The following is a 13,732-nucleotide window of genomic DNA, read 5'->3' as shown; positions in this document are numbered from 1 at the left end:
TCAGGTCCACCGACGGCGGCCGGACCCGGCCACCGCTTCTGACAATGACGTCTAGGCCTGGGTGGTGGGACGGATGGTGATGTCGCCGATCTCGACGTCGTCGGGCTGTTCGACGGCGAAGGCGACGGCACGGGCGACGGCGCCCGGCGGGAGGGCGAACTCGGCCATGTTCTTCCGGATGTCCCGGCGCACGACGGGATCGTCGATGGAGTCGGCGAGTTCGGTGCTGACGTAACCGGGCGAGATCGAGGTCGTCCTCAGCACGCCGTCGGTCGACTCCTGCCGCAGACCTTCCATGATCGTGCGCACGGCGTTCTTGGTCCCGGCGTAGACCGCCATGGTGGGCGTGATCTTCAGCCCGGCGGTGGACACCGTGGTCACGAGATGCCCGCGGCCCTGTCGGCGGAACACCGGCAGCGCGGCCGCGATGCCGTGGAGGACGCCGCGGACGTTGACGTCGATCATCGCGGACCAGCCGTCGACGTCGAGGTCGGCCACGGGTCCGATCTTGCTGATGCCGGCGTTGCCCACCAGGACGTCGAGCCGGCCGAACTCGGTCACGGCCCGGTCGACGAGGCGTTCGAGATCCTCGCGGCGGGTGACGTCGACGGCGCACGCGATGGCGCGCCCGTCGTGGTCGTTGATGTCGCGGGCGAGTTCCTCGAGGCGGTCCCTCCTGCGCGCGCCGAGGACGACCGCGGCGCCACGTTCGGCCATGAGGCGTGCCGTCGCCTCGCCGATTCCGCTGCTCGCCCCGGTGATCGCGACGACCTTTCCGGTGATCGGTGACATGGTGCCTCGTCCCCCAATAAAGTGGACACGTGTCCACTTGGATCGACTTTAGCGGACAGGTGTCCGGTTGTCCACGTCGTGCAGGGGAGGTCGGATGAACGCATCCCGGTTGCGTGCCGACGCCGCCGAGAACCGCGCCCGGATCGTCGAGGCCGCGCGGTCGGTGGTGTCGGCGTCGGGCGAGCTGAAGCTCAATGCGGTCGCCCGGCGGGCCGGAGTCGGCCAGGGCACCCTCTACCGCCACTTCCCGACGCGGGAGGACCTGCTCGCCGAGGTCTACCGGCACGACGTCGAGGAGCTCGTCGCAGCCGCGCCGCTGCTGCTCGCCGAGCACGACCCGGTGACCGCGCTGGCCCGGTGGTTCGATCGCGTCGCCGACTACGCGCGGGTCAAGCGGGAGGTGTTCGCCGCTGTCGAGGTGGGGGTGTGGCAGGACCTGTCCACGGGCAGCGTCGGCCCGATCGGCGACGCGATCACCGCACTGCTCGATGCCGGCAGGGCCGCCGGGGTCGTGCGTCCCGACGTCGATGCGCGTGACGTCATCCTGCTGCTGGGCTGTCTGACCCGGCTCGACGACGCGGAATGGGACACCCGCGCCCGGCACCTGCTGCACGTCGTCCTCGACGGCCTACGGCTCCGCGAAGGATGACAGCACCGACACCGTGCGGTCCTGGCTGTCGGAGGTCAGCGCCAGGACGAGGTGGTAGGCGCCCGAGGACGAGCCCGAACGTCAGCGCGCAACCGGACACCACCCACGACAGCTCCGCCGTCGAGGCGCCCAGCCCCGCCTGCACGGTCGAGCAGCGTCATGAGCCCGCCGATGAGGCACACGGCGAGCGCGCTCCAGCGGCGGGGATCGGGTTGGGAGGTGTCGGCCACGCCGGTGCATACCCGGCTCAGGGGCGGTCCGTGCCGACGACGATGCGGTGGACCCGGCCGCCCGATCTGCCTACAGTGATGTACGTCTCATCGCTTGGACGGGAGCGCCATGACCGGGTTGGGCGCGGCGGACGGGCTGGATCCGGAGCGGGAACTGCTTCGCGTGGTGCGCGCTCTCGACTCGGTCGACATCGCGTTCTCCGCCACCGTCGACCGTGATCGGCGCACGTTCGTGCTGGACCGGTTCGACGGGGCTCGCAGCGGCACCCTGAACGGTGTGGTCAGCGGCTTCGGTGAGGGACTGGGCGGGCGCTGCATCGGGTTGGGGCGCCCGGTCGTCGTCCAGGACTATGCGCGGGCGCAGGGGATCTCGCATCTCTACGACGCACAGGTGGCGGGTGAGGGCCTGCGGGCGGTGCTGGCGGTGCCCGTGATGTGGGCCGGCCGGGTCGAGCGGGTCGTCTACGCCGGGGCGCGTCGATCGGCGGGGCTGAGTGGCCGACTCGTCGAGCAGGTCGTCAAGGTCATCGGCCGTCATCGGGCGGCCGCCGCGGAACCGCCGCCCGCTGTGGACTCACCCGCTCTTGTGCTGGGAGAGGCCGAGCTGCGGACTGTGCGTGCCGAGATCCGGGCCATCGCGGCGGCGGCCGACGTCGAGCAGCGCGGCCGCGTCCTCGCGCTGCTCGACGTACTGCAGGCGTCGGTACCCGCAGTGCCCGACGTCGCCGCGCTGTCGCGCCGGGAGAACGATGTGCTGGCGCTCGTCGCCGTCGGGTACGCCAACGGCGAGGTCGCCGAGCGGCTCGGCCTGAGCCTGTACACGGTCAAGTCCTACCTCAAGAGCGCGATGGCCAAGCTCGACAGCCACACCCGGGGCGAAGCGGTGCACCGCGCACGCAGCGCGGGGATCCTGCCCTGACCAGGCCGGCCCCTCGATCGAGGGTATCGGTCCTCCGACCGTCCGTCCTACCGTCCCTGACCAGGCATCGAGGCCTGGTCGGCGCAGCGACGGAGGCGTGTGCACATGGACGTACCGAGCATGATGCGCCAGGCCGTCGGCCTCAACGCCGACCGCGTCGCGATCATCACCGAGCACGGGAGCCTGACGTTCGCCCAGATGTGGGAACGCGGCGTCCGCCTGGCGAACGGCCTGCGCGAGCTGGGTGTGGAGCCGGGCGACCGGGTCGCCGGCGTGGAGGACAACAACCTCGGTGCCGCCGACCTCTTCCTCGGCGCCGCGATCGCCGGAGCGGTCCGGGTGCCGTTGTACGCGCGGAACTCGGCCGAGTCGCACGAGCACATGATCGCCCAGACCGGCACGAAGGTCGTGCTCGCCGATCAGGCCTACGCCGACTCACTGGCCGGCCTCGCCGACCGCGTACCCGGCCTCGACCACGTGGTCGTCCGGGACGCGGAGTACGAGAAGTGGGTGGACGGCATGCCTGCCACCGATCCGATGGTCGAGGTCGACTCCGACGACTGGTGCGTGATCCGGCACTCGGCCGGTACGACGGGCAGGCCCAAGGGGATCGGTTACACCCAGCACGACTGGCTGGTGAACTGCCGGAACTGGTTCTACCGACTGCCGAACCTGCGGTGGGGCAGCGTGGTCGGGCACGCCGGCCCCATCTCGCACGCATCGGGCTATCTCTTCCTGCCCGCGTGGCTGGCCGGCAGCACCAACCTGCTCTTCGGCGCGTTCGACAGCACCAAGGTGCTCGACATGGTCGAACGCCACGCCGTGACGCACATGTTCACGCCGCCGTCGATGGTGGCGATGCTCGCCGCCGACCCGTCGGTCGGCGACCACGACCTGAGCAGCCTGGAGTGCGTGCTCGTCGGTGGCGCCCCGATCACCGACGCCACGGCACTGGCGGGTCGCGCGGCCCTGGGCGACGTGCTCCACCAGGTGTTCGGGCAGACCGAGGCCGTGCCGCTGACCGTCATGACCCCGCAGGAGTGGTTCGGCGACCACCCCGGTTCCACGCCCATGCGCTCGGCCGGGCGGGTGCTGCCCTTCGCCCGGATCGAGACCCGCGACGAGGAGGGCAACCCGCTCCCGCTGGGCGCGGAGGGGGAGCTGTGGGCGCAGGTCGAGGGCCAGATGCGCGGCTTCTGGGGCGACGACGCGCTCACCGCGGAACGGCTGGTCGACGGTTGGGTGCGTACCCGCGACATCGGGCGCATCGACCACAACGGCTTCGTCTACGTCCTGGACCGGGTCGACGACATGATCGTCTCGGGCGGCTTCAACATCTGGCCCGCCGAGCTGGAGACCGTGATCGCCGACCATCCCGAGGTGGTCGAGGTCGCCGTGTTCGCGATCCCGCACGACACCTGGGGCGAGTCGCCGATGGCCGTCTGCACGGTGCGCGACGGAGCCACCGTCACCGAGCAGGACGTGATCGACCTCGTCACGAGGCGGCTCGGGTCGTACAAGAAACCGGCGCGCGTCGAGCTGACCACCGAACCGCTGCCGAAGAACGTGGTCGGCAAGCTCCTCCGCAAGGCGCTGCGGGCGCCGCACTGGGCCGGTCGCTCCGAACGTGTGAGCGGCGCATGACCTTCACGACGAGCCCGGCGCCCGGCGCCGGAGAGAGCGACGGTGCGCGATGACGACCACCACCACGGCGAGGGCGGCGGGGGACAGCACACTCGCCCGCCTCGGGTACGAGGTGCCGTGGGCCTTCGACCAGCACCACCTCGACTGGGCCGCCACCATGCGCACGTTCTGCGCCGAGTTCGTGGAGCCGGGCGCCGCCGAACGGAGCATCGCGTCGCGGTTCGATCCCGACCTCGTGCGCCGGGCGGGACAGTTGGGTGTGTTCGGGCTGCTGGCGCCCGAGGAGTACGGCGGCGCGGGCGCCGACGTGCGCACGCACTGCATCACCGTCGAGGAGCTCGCGACGGTCGACTCGTCGCTGGCGGTCACCGTGCACGTCCAGGCCATCTGCGTCGCCCTCCTGGCCCACCTCGCGAAGGACCGCCCCGAGCTGCTGCGCGAGATCCTGCCCGGCGCGGCGAGCGGCGAGGTGTTCGTGTCGATCGGGCTCACCGAGCCCTCCGGTGGCTCCGACGCCGGCAACATCGCCACGGTCGCCCGCCAGGACGGCGGCGACTGGGTGATCGACGGCGCGAAGCAGTTCATCACCAACTCCGGAACGCCGTTCTCCCGCTACGTCATCCTCCTGGCCGCGGTCGGCGAGAACGTCGGCGGCCGGCCGCCCGTCTCGGCGTTCCTCGTGCCGCTCGACGCCCCCGGGGTGACCGTCGGAAAGGCCTATCCCAAAGCCGGGTGGCGCTCGTCCGACACCCACCCGCTCTTCTTCGACGGGGTGCGGGTGCCGGCCGATGCGCTGCTGTCCGAGCCGGGCCGCGGCTATCGCGACGTGCTGGAGTTCCTGACCTGGGCACGGCTTCCCATCGCGGCGATGAGTGCCGGACTCGCCCGGGGATGTCTGCACGACACGCTGCGGTTCGTCACCGGACGGCAGTCGTTCGGCAGACCTCTGGGCGCCCACCAGGGGGTGGCGTTCCAGGTCGCCCAGATCGCGGCGCTCGCCTCGACGGCGCGCACCATGACCTACGACGGTGCCTGGAAGTTCGACCACGGGTACCCGATCCGCGAGACGGCGGCGATCGCCAAACTGGTCGCGTCGGAGGCGGCGGTGGAGGCGGCCGCCACCGCGACACAGGTGCAGGGCGGCTACGGCTTCATCGAGGAGACGGCGTCGACCCGTCACCACCAGGACGCCCGGATCCTGACGATCGGTGAGGGCACCTCGGAGGTACAGCGGATGCTGATCGCCCGGTCGCTCGGATTGTCGGTGTGACCGGACGGGTGGCCGGCAGATGAGCGGCCTGTGGTTCGAGGAGCTCACCGTCGGCATGGTCGTCACCCATGCGATCCACCGGACCGTCACCGAGACCGACAACGTCCTGTTCACCACGATGTCGATGAACCCTGCGCCCATGCATCTCGACCACGAGCACGCGGCCGCGAGCGAGTTCGGCCGACCACTCGTGAACAGCATGTTCACGATCGCGCTCGTCGTCGGCATCTCGGTGCCGGAGCTGACCCTCGGCACGATCGTCGCCCAGCTCGGGCTCGACGCGGTGTCCTTCCCGGCACCGGTGTTCGTCGGTGACACGCTGCGGGTCGAGTCGGAGGTCGTACAGGTCCGGGCGTCTCGTTCACGTCCCTCGGCCGGGCTCGTCGTGTTCGAGCACCGGGCCCACAACCAGCGTGACGAACTCGTCTGCAAGGCCCGTCGGACCGGCCTGATGCACCGCCGTCCCGCCGATGCCCACTGACCGGACCCGTCGGGTGCTGGGGCCCGAGCTCAGCCGGCGACCACCGGCGGTAGACGGGGGTGTGAACGAGAGGTGATGGGGCTCCAGCCGAGTCGCGCGTGCGTGTCCAACTGCGTGACAGTCGGCCCGTTCATCCTCGACCACAACCAGACGTCAGCGGACGTGACCTGGCTGTTGACCTGCGACTCTCCGCGAGATCGTCGAACCGGGCCTCAGACGTGTTGGTCAGCGAGATGTCAGCACGAGCGGTCAATGCCTGCGGTCCTCGTCGCCGTCCGTCGCCTGCAGGATGCGGTCGTGGTTGTCGGTGCGGTGGGTGTAGAGGTCGAGCGTGGCGGATGAGCGTTCGTGGCCCATTACCTTCTGGACCATGTTGATCGGCACGCCGTCGTCGACCAGCCAGGTGGCGTAGGAGTGCCGAAGGTCGTGGAAGCGGAGTCCGCCCGAGGCGCGCTCGGCGACGCAGGCGACTGCGGCCGGTTCTGTGGAGAACGGCTTGCTGGCGGTGGTTCCGTCGGGTTCGAGCCAGGTTGCGGTGAAGCCGTCGTAGGTCGGTGTGACGTCGCCGAGGAGACGCGCGCGCACGAGTGCCGGGCGCCGGACTCGGGTGCGGAACAGGGTTCGGCGAAGTGATTGCCGACCCGTCACCTCGCAACGTCGCCTGCGGCCCGTGGGCTCGCCCGCTGGCTGGTCGCGGTGACCACACCGGCCGGGATCGTCTCGACCAGTCTGATCGTGGTGCTGCTGGTCGTGTTCCCCGACGGGTGGCTGCCGTCGCGGCGCTGGCGGTGGTTCGTCGCGGTGATCGGCGGGCTGAGCGCGGTCGTGACCGTCTACCAGGTCACCGCCCCGGAGCCCGACTCGTCGATCCCGGGCCTGCCGCCCAGCCCCCTGGTGAACCCGGCCGTGGCCGCGGTGCTCGCGCCGCTCAGCTCGTTCTCGCTGTTCCCGGTGGCGGTGCTGGTCGCAGCGGTCGCACTGGTGATCCGCTACCGGTCGGGCACGATCGTCGTCCGCCGCCAGATCAAGTGGTTCACCCTGTGGCCCACACCCGCCGACTCCCTCTCCCGGTCCAGGTCCGGGGCGGGGAGCAGCGCTTCGCTCGAGAGATCGAGACCGCCGTGTACGTCTCCTGCGTGGAAGCACTGCAGTACACCGTGAAACCCGCCCGCGCCTGGCTCGCCATCGAAAGCGCAACGACCTGCTGCGCCTCGAGGCCGGTGACGACGGCCGCGGCTTCGACCCGGCCAACGCCGAGCGGGGCCACCATGAAGAACAGCGTGAGGTAGACGACTGGGACCCGGCTGAGGAGTAGGTGGTGGCACCGGCGGCGTCATCTCCGCCTGCCGCGAGGGTCGCTACACCTTCTACACGATCGACGACCCCCACGTGCTGACGCTGATCGACCAGATCTTCAGCCGCATCGCCTCCGACCGAACGCTCGCCCCGATCCCGAGCTGTGATGTAGCGGTGCTCCCGTCGCTCAGCCGCTCGGCCCGGCGAGATGTGCCGTGGCAAGGACCGCGCCGGTGGAGTCGGTGACCTCGACGGCGGTGACGTCGGTGGTTCCGGCGGGACCGCCCCAGTAGGCGTCGCCGGTACGGGCCAGGGTGAACGTGCCGACGACGGCTCGGGTGCCGTCCGCACGCACAACCCGGCACGTGACGGGTCCGCCGATTCGGGTGCTCCCGAGGTCGAGGTACATGTAGAGCCATGCGGGTGGGCCGGGGTGGGTGAAGACCTGGCCGACGTCGCGCCCGGCGGCGACGACGTCCGCCACGCGCAGCGCCGGTGCAGCCGGTGCCGCTGCGACCGGTACGGGCCGGGGGGAGACGACGCTGTCGGCGACCCAGCCACCGGCGACCACGGCGGCCACCGCGGCGGCGGCGGCGAGCACCGTCGTCCACCGGTGATGACGGGGACGGGGCAGGGCCGCCAGCACGCGGTTCTCGAACCCGACGGCCGGGTCGTGCGCGGGCACGAGCAGCCGTAGGGCGTCCTGGACCCGGGAGAGCCCCTCGACCTCGTTGCGGCACTGCGGGCATTCGTCGAGGTGGGCGAGGGCCTGGGCCCGCTCGCGTCCGGTGACGAGCCCGAGGGCGAGCTCGGCGCTGTGGCTCCGCACCGCCGCGCAGGGGTTGAGGTCAGTCATTGCCCACCCGCCGGGTGTCGAGCACGTCGTGCAGGCGCAGCATGGCGGCCCGGATCCGGGACTTCGCCGTGCCCAACGGGATCGACTCGGCCGCCGCGACCTGCGCTGCGGTCATCCCCCGGTAGGCGGCGAGGACGAGGGCCCTGGTCTGCTCCGGTGGCAGTGCGGCGATGGCCGCGCGCAGCTCCCGTGCCGCCTCGGTGGCCAGGGCGTCGCCTTCGGGGGTGCGGGTGACGGCGTCGAGGAGCGCGTCGAGGTCGGCCGGGTCGAGGGGTGTGGGGCGGCGCGCCCGCACCGCGTCCACGGCGAGGTTGTGGGTGATGCCTGCCAGCCACGCCCCGACCGAGCCCCGCCGGGCGTCGTACATCGCAGCATGCGTCCACGCCCGCTCGAACGCCTGCTGTGCGACGTCCTCGGCGAGCCGGACATCCGCCAGGACGGTGTAGGCCACCCCGAAGACCGTGCGCTGGAACCGGCGCACGAACGCGAGCGACAGCTCGGGATCGGCCGCCCTGAGACCTGCGAGCAGCAGGTCGTCGGATCGGCCGTCCGCGCGCGGGTGTCGGAACGGCATACCTCTCCTACGGAGCGTGGGCCTACAGGGATGACTGCTGGCACCGTTTTCTCCTCCGAGAAGATCACAATCGCATCACGACGACGCTGCGGGCAATCCGGCGGCCCGATCCCGCCGTAGTGGGTGCACCCGACCGACACGGAGGCACCCCATGCCTACCATCCGCCCCCACGTACGCGTCCTGCTCCCGTTCGCGACAGCAGCCGCCGCCCTGGTGCTCGCCGGCTGCGCCGCGCCCGCGGGCACCGCGGCTCCGGTCGCCACGGTGCCGTCCGCCGCCCCGTCCGCAGGTGACGTCGTCATCGTGCAGATGACCGACTTCCACCTGGCTCTCGATCCGGCCGTCATCGCTCCGGGCCCACACACCTTCCACACGGAAAACGCGGGGCAGGCGCCGCACTCGATCGTCCTCGACGGCCCGGGGGTGGCCGCCCAGCGGATCGCCGGCGTGGTCCGGCCCGGCCAGAGTGCCGATCTCACCGTCACGCTCCAGAACGGCGCGTACGACATGTACTGCCCGGTCGGCAACCACCGCGCGATGGGCATGGAGGTGCGGTTCACCGTCGGCGCCGCCGCAGCGACCACACCGGCAGGCACCGGTGCCGGTGCCGGTGCCGGTGCCTACTGACGATGAACCCGGCCCACCCGTCCCGGAACCGCTGCGGAACCGCGGAGACGTGGCAGCTTGCACGAATGCCACGTTGATGGAGACCTGGCCTGGGGCCGGTGGCGTTGCGGGAACAAGCGCGTGGATGGATCGGCTGCCGCACCCCGGGGGGGGGGGCCTGGACTCACATGCGCAGTCTGATGACGAACAGCAAGTAGGACAGGACCGGAAGCGCGACGACCGACAGCACCGCGACGACCGTGCGCACCCGTTCGCGGTCTCGCACGATCACCCTGAGCAGGAGGAACAACGGGATGCCGATGAGACCTCCGAGGCAGTTCAAGATCACATCGTCGATGTCCGACGCCCCCAAGGCGAACACGCCCTGGAGGATCTCCACCGCCACGCTCGCCGAGGCGACGATGAGCATCGTCCGCGCGACGGTCCACTTCGTCAGTACGGATAAGTCCGAGCCGAGCGGGATGAAGAGGAGGACGTTCCCGGCGATGTTGCTGAACGCGAACCTCCTCACGTCGGATGAACTGCTGAACAGGTAGTGAGAGATGCTCGCGAACGGGACGAGGTTGAACGATCGTTCCGAACCGGGCGGCCGCGAGAAGAGCAGAAGCTTCAGCGCGAACACGGTGTAGAGGACGAATGTGGCACAGATGACGACGGTCTCGAGCTTCGCGCGTGTCGTCATGAGTCGCCAGGTCGACCGATCCTCGACAATCTCGGGTAGAGATCGCTCAGGCATTCCCGCACGGTACGCGCGGAGCCTGTGCAAACGCTGCAGACCATCGTTTTGGGCTCTTCATGATCGAGGGTGTGGTCGGGGTCTGAAGCCGCCGGTCTCGAGTAGGGATCGTGCGATGTAGTTCGTGAGGGGTGCTGAACCCGGGCGGAGCCGCGGAGGTGTTCGCTGGTGCCGGGTCGGTCGGAGTACGCCAGGACGTCGGCGGCCGCTTCTTCACGGTCCTGCCCGGTGTGGTGATCTCGGTGAGAGCCTCGGGGACGCCATGGCTGACGGAGTCGATCAGGTTGACCATGGTCGCGGGCGGCGCGGGATCAAGGTCGCGGTAGGCGGGAATCATCCGCAGGTAGATCCCCCAGGTCGCTTCCACCTCGACGTGCCGGGCGTCGGCGAACAAGCTGCGCAGGCGGTCGGCCTGCGTCGTGGTGAGACGGTCAAGTGCTGGACCACGATCACCTCCAGCGCCACCGCAGCCCGGCGCGGGAAAGCTTCGCCCGCACCTGTGCGGCCCGGGCTGAGCCGGCTGCCCGTCAAGGTCTCGATCGTCACGTTGATGGCGTACCCGTGCAGGGGGCCTCCCGCGAGAACGGTCAGCACCAGCATCTGTGCGTCGTTGCCGCGCATACGCCTTCCTCAGTCCATTCTCAGCACAGTACGCGACGAGTAGTACGCGACACGTACTATGCGGATATGAGGCGATGGTTGCGCACCTTGCTCGTCCTGACACTCGCGGTTGTCCTGGCCGTCGGCGGTTACCTCGCCTACGTGGCCACCAGGTCGGCACAGCCGATCACACTGCCCGCCCCCACAGGGCGCTATCCGGTCGGCCGGACCATGGTCGACTGGACGGACAGCGCCCGTACCGATCCGCTCGCCCCACACCCCGGCCCACCCCGGCGCCTGTCCGCCTGGCTGTGGTACCCCGCCACACGCACACCCGACCCCGCGCCCACGGCCTACGCTCCCGGCGCGTGGGCAGGCCTGCATCTCCCTGGACCTCTGGGACTGGCCGAGACCGATTTCGCCGCCGTGCACGTCCACGCCGTCGCCGAGGCCCCCGTCGCCGAGGGCACGTTCCCCACCGTGGTCTTCGAGCCCGGCCTGGGGTTCGCCGCCCTGCAGTACACGACCCTGGCGGAAAGCCTGGCCAGCAACGGATACCTCGTCATCGGCGTCACCCCCACCTACAGCGCCAACCTGACCGTTCTGAACGGCCAACCCGTGTCCACGACCGAGGCCGGCAACCCCGATGCGTTCAACGGGGACGACGAGCACGCGAGCCAGGCCCAAGCCGCGGGCGACCGGCTGATCGACGTGTGGGCCGCCGACGCCCGATTCGCCGCGTCCCAGGCCGGTGCCGGCCGCTTCGCCGGGCATGTCGACACCACGAAAATCGTCTACTTCGGACATTCCTTCGGCGGCGCCGCCGCCCTCGAGGCCTGCCGCACGGATCAGCACTGTGTCGGCGCCGTCGACCTCGACGGCACTCAATACGGCTCGGTCGTCCACACTGGACTGACCAAGCCCGCGCTCCTCATCGGGAGCGAGAACTCCTGTATCACCGGAACCTGCCAGCCGGTCAACGCCGACGACCAATCGAGCCTCAGCACCGCCCGAACCCTGGTGGCCGCGACTAGCGGACCGACGTGGTGCTACCAGCTCAACGGCGCCGAGCACTTCAACTTCAGCGACTACGGTGCCTACTACATCGCCGCCCCGGTCCGCTCCCAGCTCGCCCTCGGGGCTATCGACGGCGACGACGCACTGTCCATCACCAACGCCTACCTGGCCGCGTTCGTCACGCAGGTCACCAGCGGGCACCCCGAACCGTTGCTCGCCGGCCGAGCGACACCGTATTCACCGGTGGTCGTTCAGCACACACCCTGATACCGCAGCCGCGCGCTTGGCGCGAGCCGTGGGTGCGCCCGCTCGTCGGATGCCCGCTCGTCGGATGCCTGGTCGGCATGGCGTGAGAAGTCGGGGCCCCGTCGACCACTCGTTGGGCATCCTCCGTCAGCGTCATGTCGCTCACCACACATGTGGCCCCGCTCCCGGCTCTCGTGGTTCAGCGATCACGTCGGTCAGTGCGTCCTTCGACCGGGATCAGCACCTCGCCGGCCAGCCGGCCGGCGCCTGGATCAACGGCATTCAGGGCAACACTCCGACCGGACAGTCGCAGACCGGATACCGAAGCCGGTGCCGATCGCGTCCGCCCCCGCGGAGCCTGACCACGGCAAGGACGTGGCTGTCGTTGCGCTCGTTGGTCAGTCGGGTGCCACGGTGGTCAGCGCGATCCCGCCATGAGCTCGCGGATGGGCCGGTAGTAGCTGGACCGAGGTCCACGCGACGAACGGAAGCACGAAGGCGAGTTCGTCGGAGGCTTGAAGTACCCACACCGATGGAACTCAGCAGCTTCCCTTGACGTGGACGGGTCACCTGGTGCCCCACACCACGCAGAAGATCGAGATCAGGAGCACGCAGAACAGCGTCATAACGAGGACCCCTGCGGCGAGGTCGGCAGGGATCCGTGCGAGTCGTTCGACATCACCCGTTTCCCGGTGTAAAGCTTGAGTCAACCATCGGTCAACGGCAGGTAGATTCTGTGCCCCGGTTTATGGATCTCCGAGCGTGGGCATTCATCAGGAGACCGCACCTCACAGATGGAGATCATCATGTTGCTGGCCATCGCCGCTGTTCTGCTCGTTCTGTGGCTGCTGGGCTTCTTCGTCCTGCACGTCGGAGCATTCATCCACGCCCTCATCGTGATCGCCGTAATTGTGGCCATCTTCCATTTCGTTCGCGGCCGCCGGGCAGGTGTCTGATAGCCGCCCGAGCATCCGCGAGTCCTTCGTGGATGCTCGGGTAGGCGGTAGGGCGGCACGGTGACCGCTGAAGCGGTCACAGGTGACGCCATCCAACCCGGACCCAACGGCGCCACTGGCCAAGCCCGCACTCCGGCAGCGTGCGGCTCCTGCCACCGGCGGAGGGCGTACCACCCGTCCGAGACCTACCGCCGACCCGACACCGACGCAGCGGGAGTCAACGTGCCACCCCATGTCGCGGGCCGGGTGAGTCAACGCGAGGCGTCGGCGGTGGAGCACAGCTCGCTACTGTCCCCTGAGCGTCCTGCGTGGCCGGTCACGGCAGTGAGCGCCGCGGCGATGGCTGCCGTCTTCACCGCCGCGGTGATGGCGCGGCACCGCGGATGGGGCATGGCGGTGACGCCCATCGCCGCCCTCGTGGCCTACAGCCGGGTCCGCACCCGCGCCCATTGGCCGACCGACGTCGCTGCAGGTGGTAGCTGCGGAGCAATGATCGGCGCCGCCGTCCACAGGGTCTCGCGTCGTTGACCGACCACCGGATTGACGTACGTATTTCGGGCTAACGCCCTGAGGCGCACCTCTTTTGCCGCGGCCCGGATCTCGATGCGCGCCGCGCCGGCGCCGGACCCCCTACCTCCGGGTGTGACGGCTCGAGTTCTCCGAGCTGCCCAAGACGATCTCCGGAAAGATCCGCCGGGTGGAACTGCGCAACCGGGAGGCGAACGAAGCAGCCGCGGCGGCCCGGACGGAATGGCGCGACGACCAGTTCCCCGAACTCCGGTCAGGACGGAGCGACGCGACGGATTCACCGACAGGCAGCGAGAACTGAATTGTCCTG

General features: G+C 70.0%; 14 protein-coding genes and 4 pseudogenes. 11 read left to right on the top strand and 7 right to left on the bottom strand.

The window, feature by feature from the left end; genetic code table 11:
* Window positions 1–51 precede the first annotated feature (51 nt).
* Window positions 52–792, bottom strand: a complete 741-nt coding sequence (locus BGP03_RS12140; protein ID WP_296377601.1) for an SDR family oxidoreductase — start codon at window positions 790–792, stop codon at window positions 52–54.
* 94 nt (window positions 793–886) lie between these two features.
* Here BGP03_RS12140 and BGP03_RS12135 point away from each other — a divergent pair, with 94 nt between their 5' ends.
* Complete coding sequence (locus tag BGP03_RS12135) at window positions 887–1,441, top strand: TetR/AcrR family transcriptional regulator (RefSeq protein ID WP_296377602.1); 555 nt, start codon at window positions 887–889, stop codon at window positions 1,439–1,441.
* 55 nt (window positions 1,442–1,496) lie between these two features.
* Here BGP03_RS12135 and BGP03_RS12130 read toward each other — a convergent pair.
* Window positions 1,497–1,671: pseudogene (locus BGP03_RS12130) on the bottom strand (MFS transporter); the annotation flags it as partial.
* Window positions 1,672–1,780: 109 nt separating this feature from the next.
* Here BGP03_RS12130 and BGP03_RS12125 point away from each other — a divergent pair.
* From BGP03_RS12125 to BGP03_RS12110, 4 genes and pseudogenes are all read left to right on the top strand, one after another.
* Window positions 1,781–2,590 (top strand): LuxR C-terminal-related transcriptional regulator, encoded by an 810-nt coding sequence (locus tag BGP03_RS12125; protein WP_296377603.1) that lies wholly within the window; start codon window positions 1,781–1,783, stop codon window positions 2,588–2,590.
* Between the two features lie 105 nt (window positions 2,591–2,695).
* Window positions 2,696–4,234 carry an AMP-binding protein gene (locus BGP03_RS12120; RefSeq protein ID WP_296377604.1) on the top strand — a complete coding sequence of 513 codons (1,539 nt, stop codon included), beginning with the start codon at window positions 2,696–2,698 and terminating at the stop codon, window positions 4,232–4,234.
* 49 nt (window positions 4,235–4,283) lie between these two features.
* The gene (locus tag BGP03_RS12115) at window positions 4,284–5,504 is read left to right on the top strand and encodes an acyl-CoA dehydrogenase family protein (protein ID WP_298800857.1); all 1,221 of its coding nucleotides are present in this window, start codon (window positions 4,284–4,286) and stop codon (window positions 5,502–5,504) included.
* A 10-nt stretch (window positions 5,505–5,514) separates the two neighbouring features.
* Window positions 5,515–5,985: pseudogene (locus BGP03_RS12110) on the top strand (MaoC family dehydratase); the annotation flags it as partial.
* 249 nt (window positions 5,986–6,234) lie between these two features.
* On the opposite strand, the gene BGP03_RS12105 reads toward BGP03_RS12110, so the two are convergent.
* Window positions 6,235–6,570, bottom strand: a complete 336-nt coding sequence (locus tag BGP03_RS12105; protein WP_296377607.1) for a tyrosine-type recombinase/integrase — start codon at window positions 6,568–6,570, stop codon at window positions 6,235–6,237.
* A 111-nt stretch (window positions 6,571–6,681) separates the two neighbouring features.
* Here BGP03_RS12105 and BGP03_RS12100 point away from each other — a divergent pair, with 111 nt between their 5' ends.
* A complete protein-coding gene (locus tag BGP03_RS12100; RefSeq protein WP_298800855.1) occupies window positions 6,682–7,146 on the top strand; it encodes a hypothetical protein in 465 nt (154 codons plus the stop codon).
* Between the two features lie 322 nt (window positions 7,147–7,468).
* On the opposite strand, the gene BGP03_RS12095 is transcribed toward BGP03_RS12100, so the two are convergent.
* Both BGP03_RS12095 and BGP03_RS12090 read right to left on the bottom strand, forming a co-directional pair.
* Window positions 7,469–8,137, bottom strand: a complete 669-nt coding sequence (locus BGP03_RS12095) for a hypothetical protein (protein ID WP_298800854.1) — start codon at window positions 8,135–8,137, stop codon at window positions 7,469–7,471.
* On the bottom strand, window positions 8,130–8,711 hold the full coding sequence (locus BGP03_RS12090; protein WP_296377610.1) for a sigma-70 family RNA polymerase sigma factor: 582 nt from the start codon (window positions 8,709–8,711) through the stop codon (window positions 8,130–8,132). The genes BGP03_RS12095 and BGP03_RS12090 overlap by 8 nt, the downstream gene beginning before the upstream one ends.
* A gap of 151 nt (window positions 8,712–8,862) precedes the next feature.
* Here BGP03_RS12090 and BGP03_RS12085 point away from each other — a divergent pair, with 151 nt between their 5' ends.
* The gene (locus BGP03_RS12085; RefSeq protein ID WP_296377611.1) at window positions 8,863–9,339 is read left to right on the top strand and encodes a plastocyanin/azurin family copper-binding protein; all 477 of its coding nucleotides are present in this window, start codon (window positions 8,863–8,865) and stop codon (window positions 9,337–9,339) included.
* Window positions 9,340–9,502: 163 nt separating this feature from the next.
* On the opposite strand, the gene BGP03_RS12080 is transcribed toward BGP03_RS12085, so the two are convergent.
* Window positions 9,503–10,075, bottom strand: coding sequence for a VanZ family protein (locus tag BGP03_RS12080; RefSeq protein ID WP_298800852.1), 573 nt, complete (start codon window positions 10,073–10,075; stop codon window positions 9,503–9,505).
* Window positions 10,076–10,132: 57 nt separating this feature from the next.
* A pseudogene (locus BGP03_RS12075) lies at window positions 10,133–10,490 on the bottom strand (ISL3 family transposase); the annotation flags it as partial.
* A gap of 20 nt (window positions 10,491–10,510) precedes the next feature.
* On the opposite strand from BGP03_RS12075, the gene BGP03_RS12070 reads away from it, so the two are divergent.
* The 4 genes and pseudogenes from BGP03_RS12070 to BGP03_RS12055 all read left to right on the top strand — a co-directional run.
* A complete protein-coding gene (locus BGP03_RS12070; RefSeq protein WP_296377613.1) occupies window positions 10,511–11,959 on the top strand; it encodes an alpha/beta hydrolase in 1,449 nt (482 codons plus the stop codon).
* Between the two features lie 773 nt (window positions 11,960–12,732).
* Entirely contained in the window at window positions 12,733–12,894 is a 162-nt protein-coding gene (locus tag BGP03_RS12065; RefSeq protein WP_296377614.1) for a lmo0937 family membrane protein, read from the top strand.
* 60 nt (window positions 12,895–12,954) lie between these two features.
* On the top strand, window positions 12,955–13,422 hold the full coding sequence (locus BGP03_RS35885; RefSeq protein WP_363093641.1) for a phosphatase PAP2 family protein: 468 nt from the start codon (window positions 12,955–12,957) through the stop codon (window positions 13,420–13,422).
* A 100-nt stretch (window positions 13,423–13,522) separates the two neighbouring features.
* Window positions 13,523–13,723: pseudogene (locus BGP03_RS12055) on the top strand (hypothetical protein); the annotation flags it as partial.
* Between the last annotated feature and the right edge of the window lie 9 nt (window positions 13,724–13,732).

This window comes from Pseudonocardia sp. 73-21, assembly GCF_001899645.1.
Classification (GTDB): Bacteria; Actinomycetota; Actinomycetes; order Mycobacteriales; family Pseudonocardiaceae; genus Pseudonocardia.
Note: the sequence above shows the minus strand (reverse complement) of the source record. Positions and strands in the feature narration are given on the sequence as shown.

Excerpts from the sequence above, each read along its gene's own strand:
- BGP03_RS12140 (WP_296377601.1), bottom strand. The coding sequence starts at position 792 with ATGTCACCGATCACCGGAAAGGTCGTCGCGATCACCGGGGCGAGCAGC.
- BGP03_RS12135 (WP_296377602.1), top strand. The coding sequence starts at position 887 with ATGAACGCATCCCGGTTGCGTGCCGACGCCGCCGAGAACCGCGCCCGG.
- BGP03_RS12125 (WP_296377603.1), top strand. The coding sequence starts at position 1,781 with ATGACCGGGTTGGGCGCGGCGGACGGGCTGGATCCGGAGCGGGAACTG.
- BGP03_RS12120 (WP_296377604.1), top strand. The coding sequence starts at position 2,696 with ATGGACGTACCGAGCATGATGCGCCAGGCCGTCGGCCTCAACGCCGAC.
- BGP03_RS12115 (WP_298800857.1), top strand. The coding sequence starts at position 4,284 with ATGACGACCACCACCACGGCGAGGGCGGCGGGGGACAGCACACTCGCC.
- BGP03_RS12095 (WP_298800854.1), bottom strand. The coding sequence starts at position 8,137 with ATGACTGACCTCAACCCCTGCGCGGCGGTGCGGAGCCACAGCGCCGAG.
- BGP03_RS12090 (WP_296377610.1), bottom strand. The coding sequence starts at position 8,711 with ATGCCGTTCCGACACCCGCGCGCGGACGGCCGATCCGACGACCTGCTG.
- BGP03_RS12085 (WP_296377611.1), top strand. The coding sequence starts at position 8,863 with ATGCCTACCATCCGCCCCCACGTACGCGTCCTGCTCCCGTTCGCGACA.
- BGP03_RS12080 (WP_298800852.1), bottom strand. The coding sequence starts at position 10,075 with ATGCCTGAGCGATCTCTACCCGAGATTGTCGAGGATCGGTCGACCTGG.
- BGP03_RS12065 (WP_296377614.1), top strand. The coding sequence starts at position 12,733 with ATGGAGATCATCATGTTGCTGGCCATCGCCGCTGTTCTGCTCGTTCTG.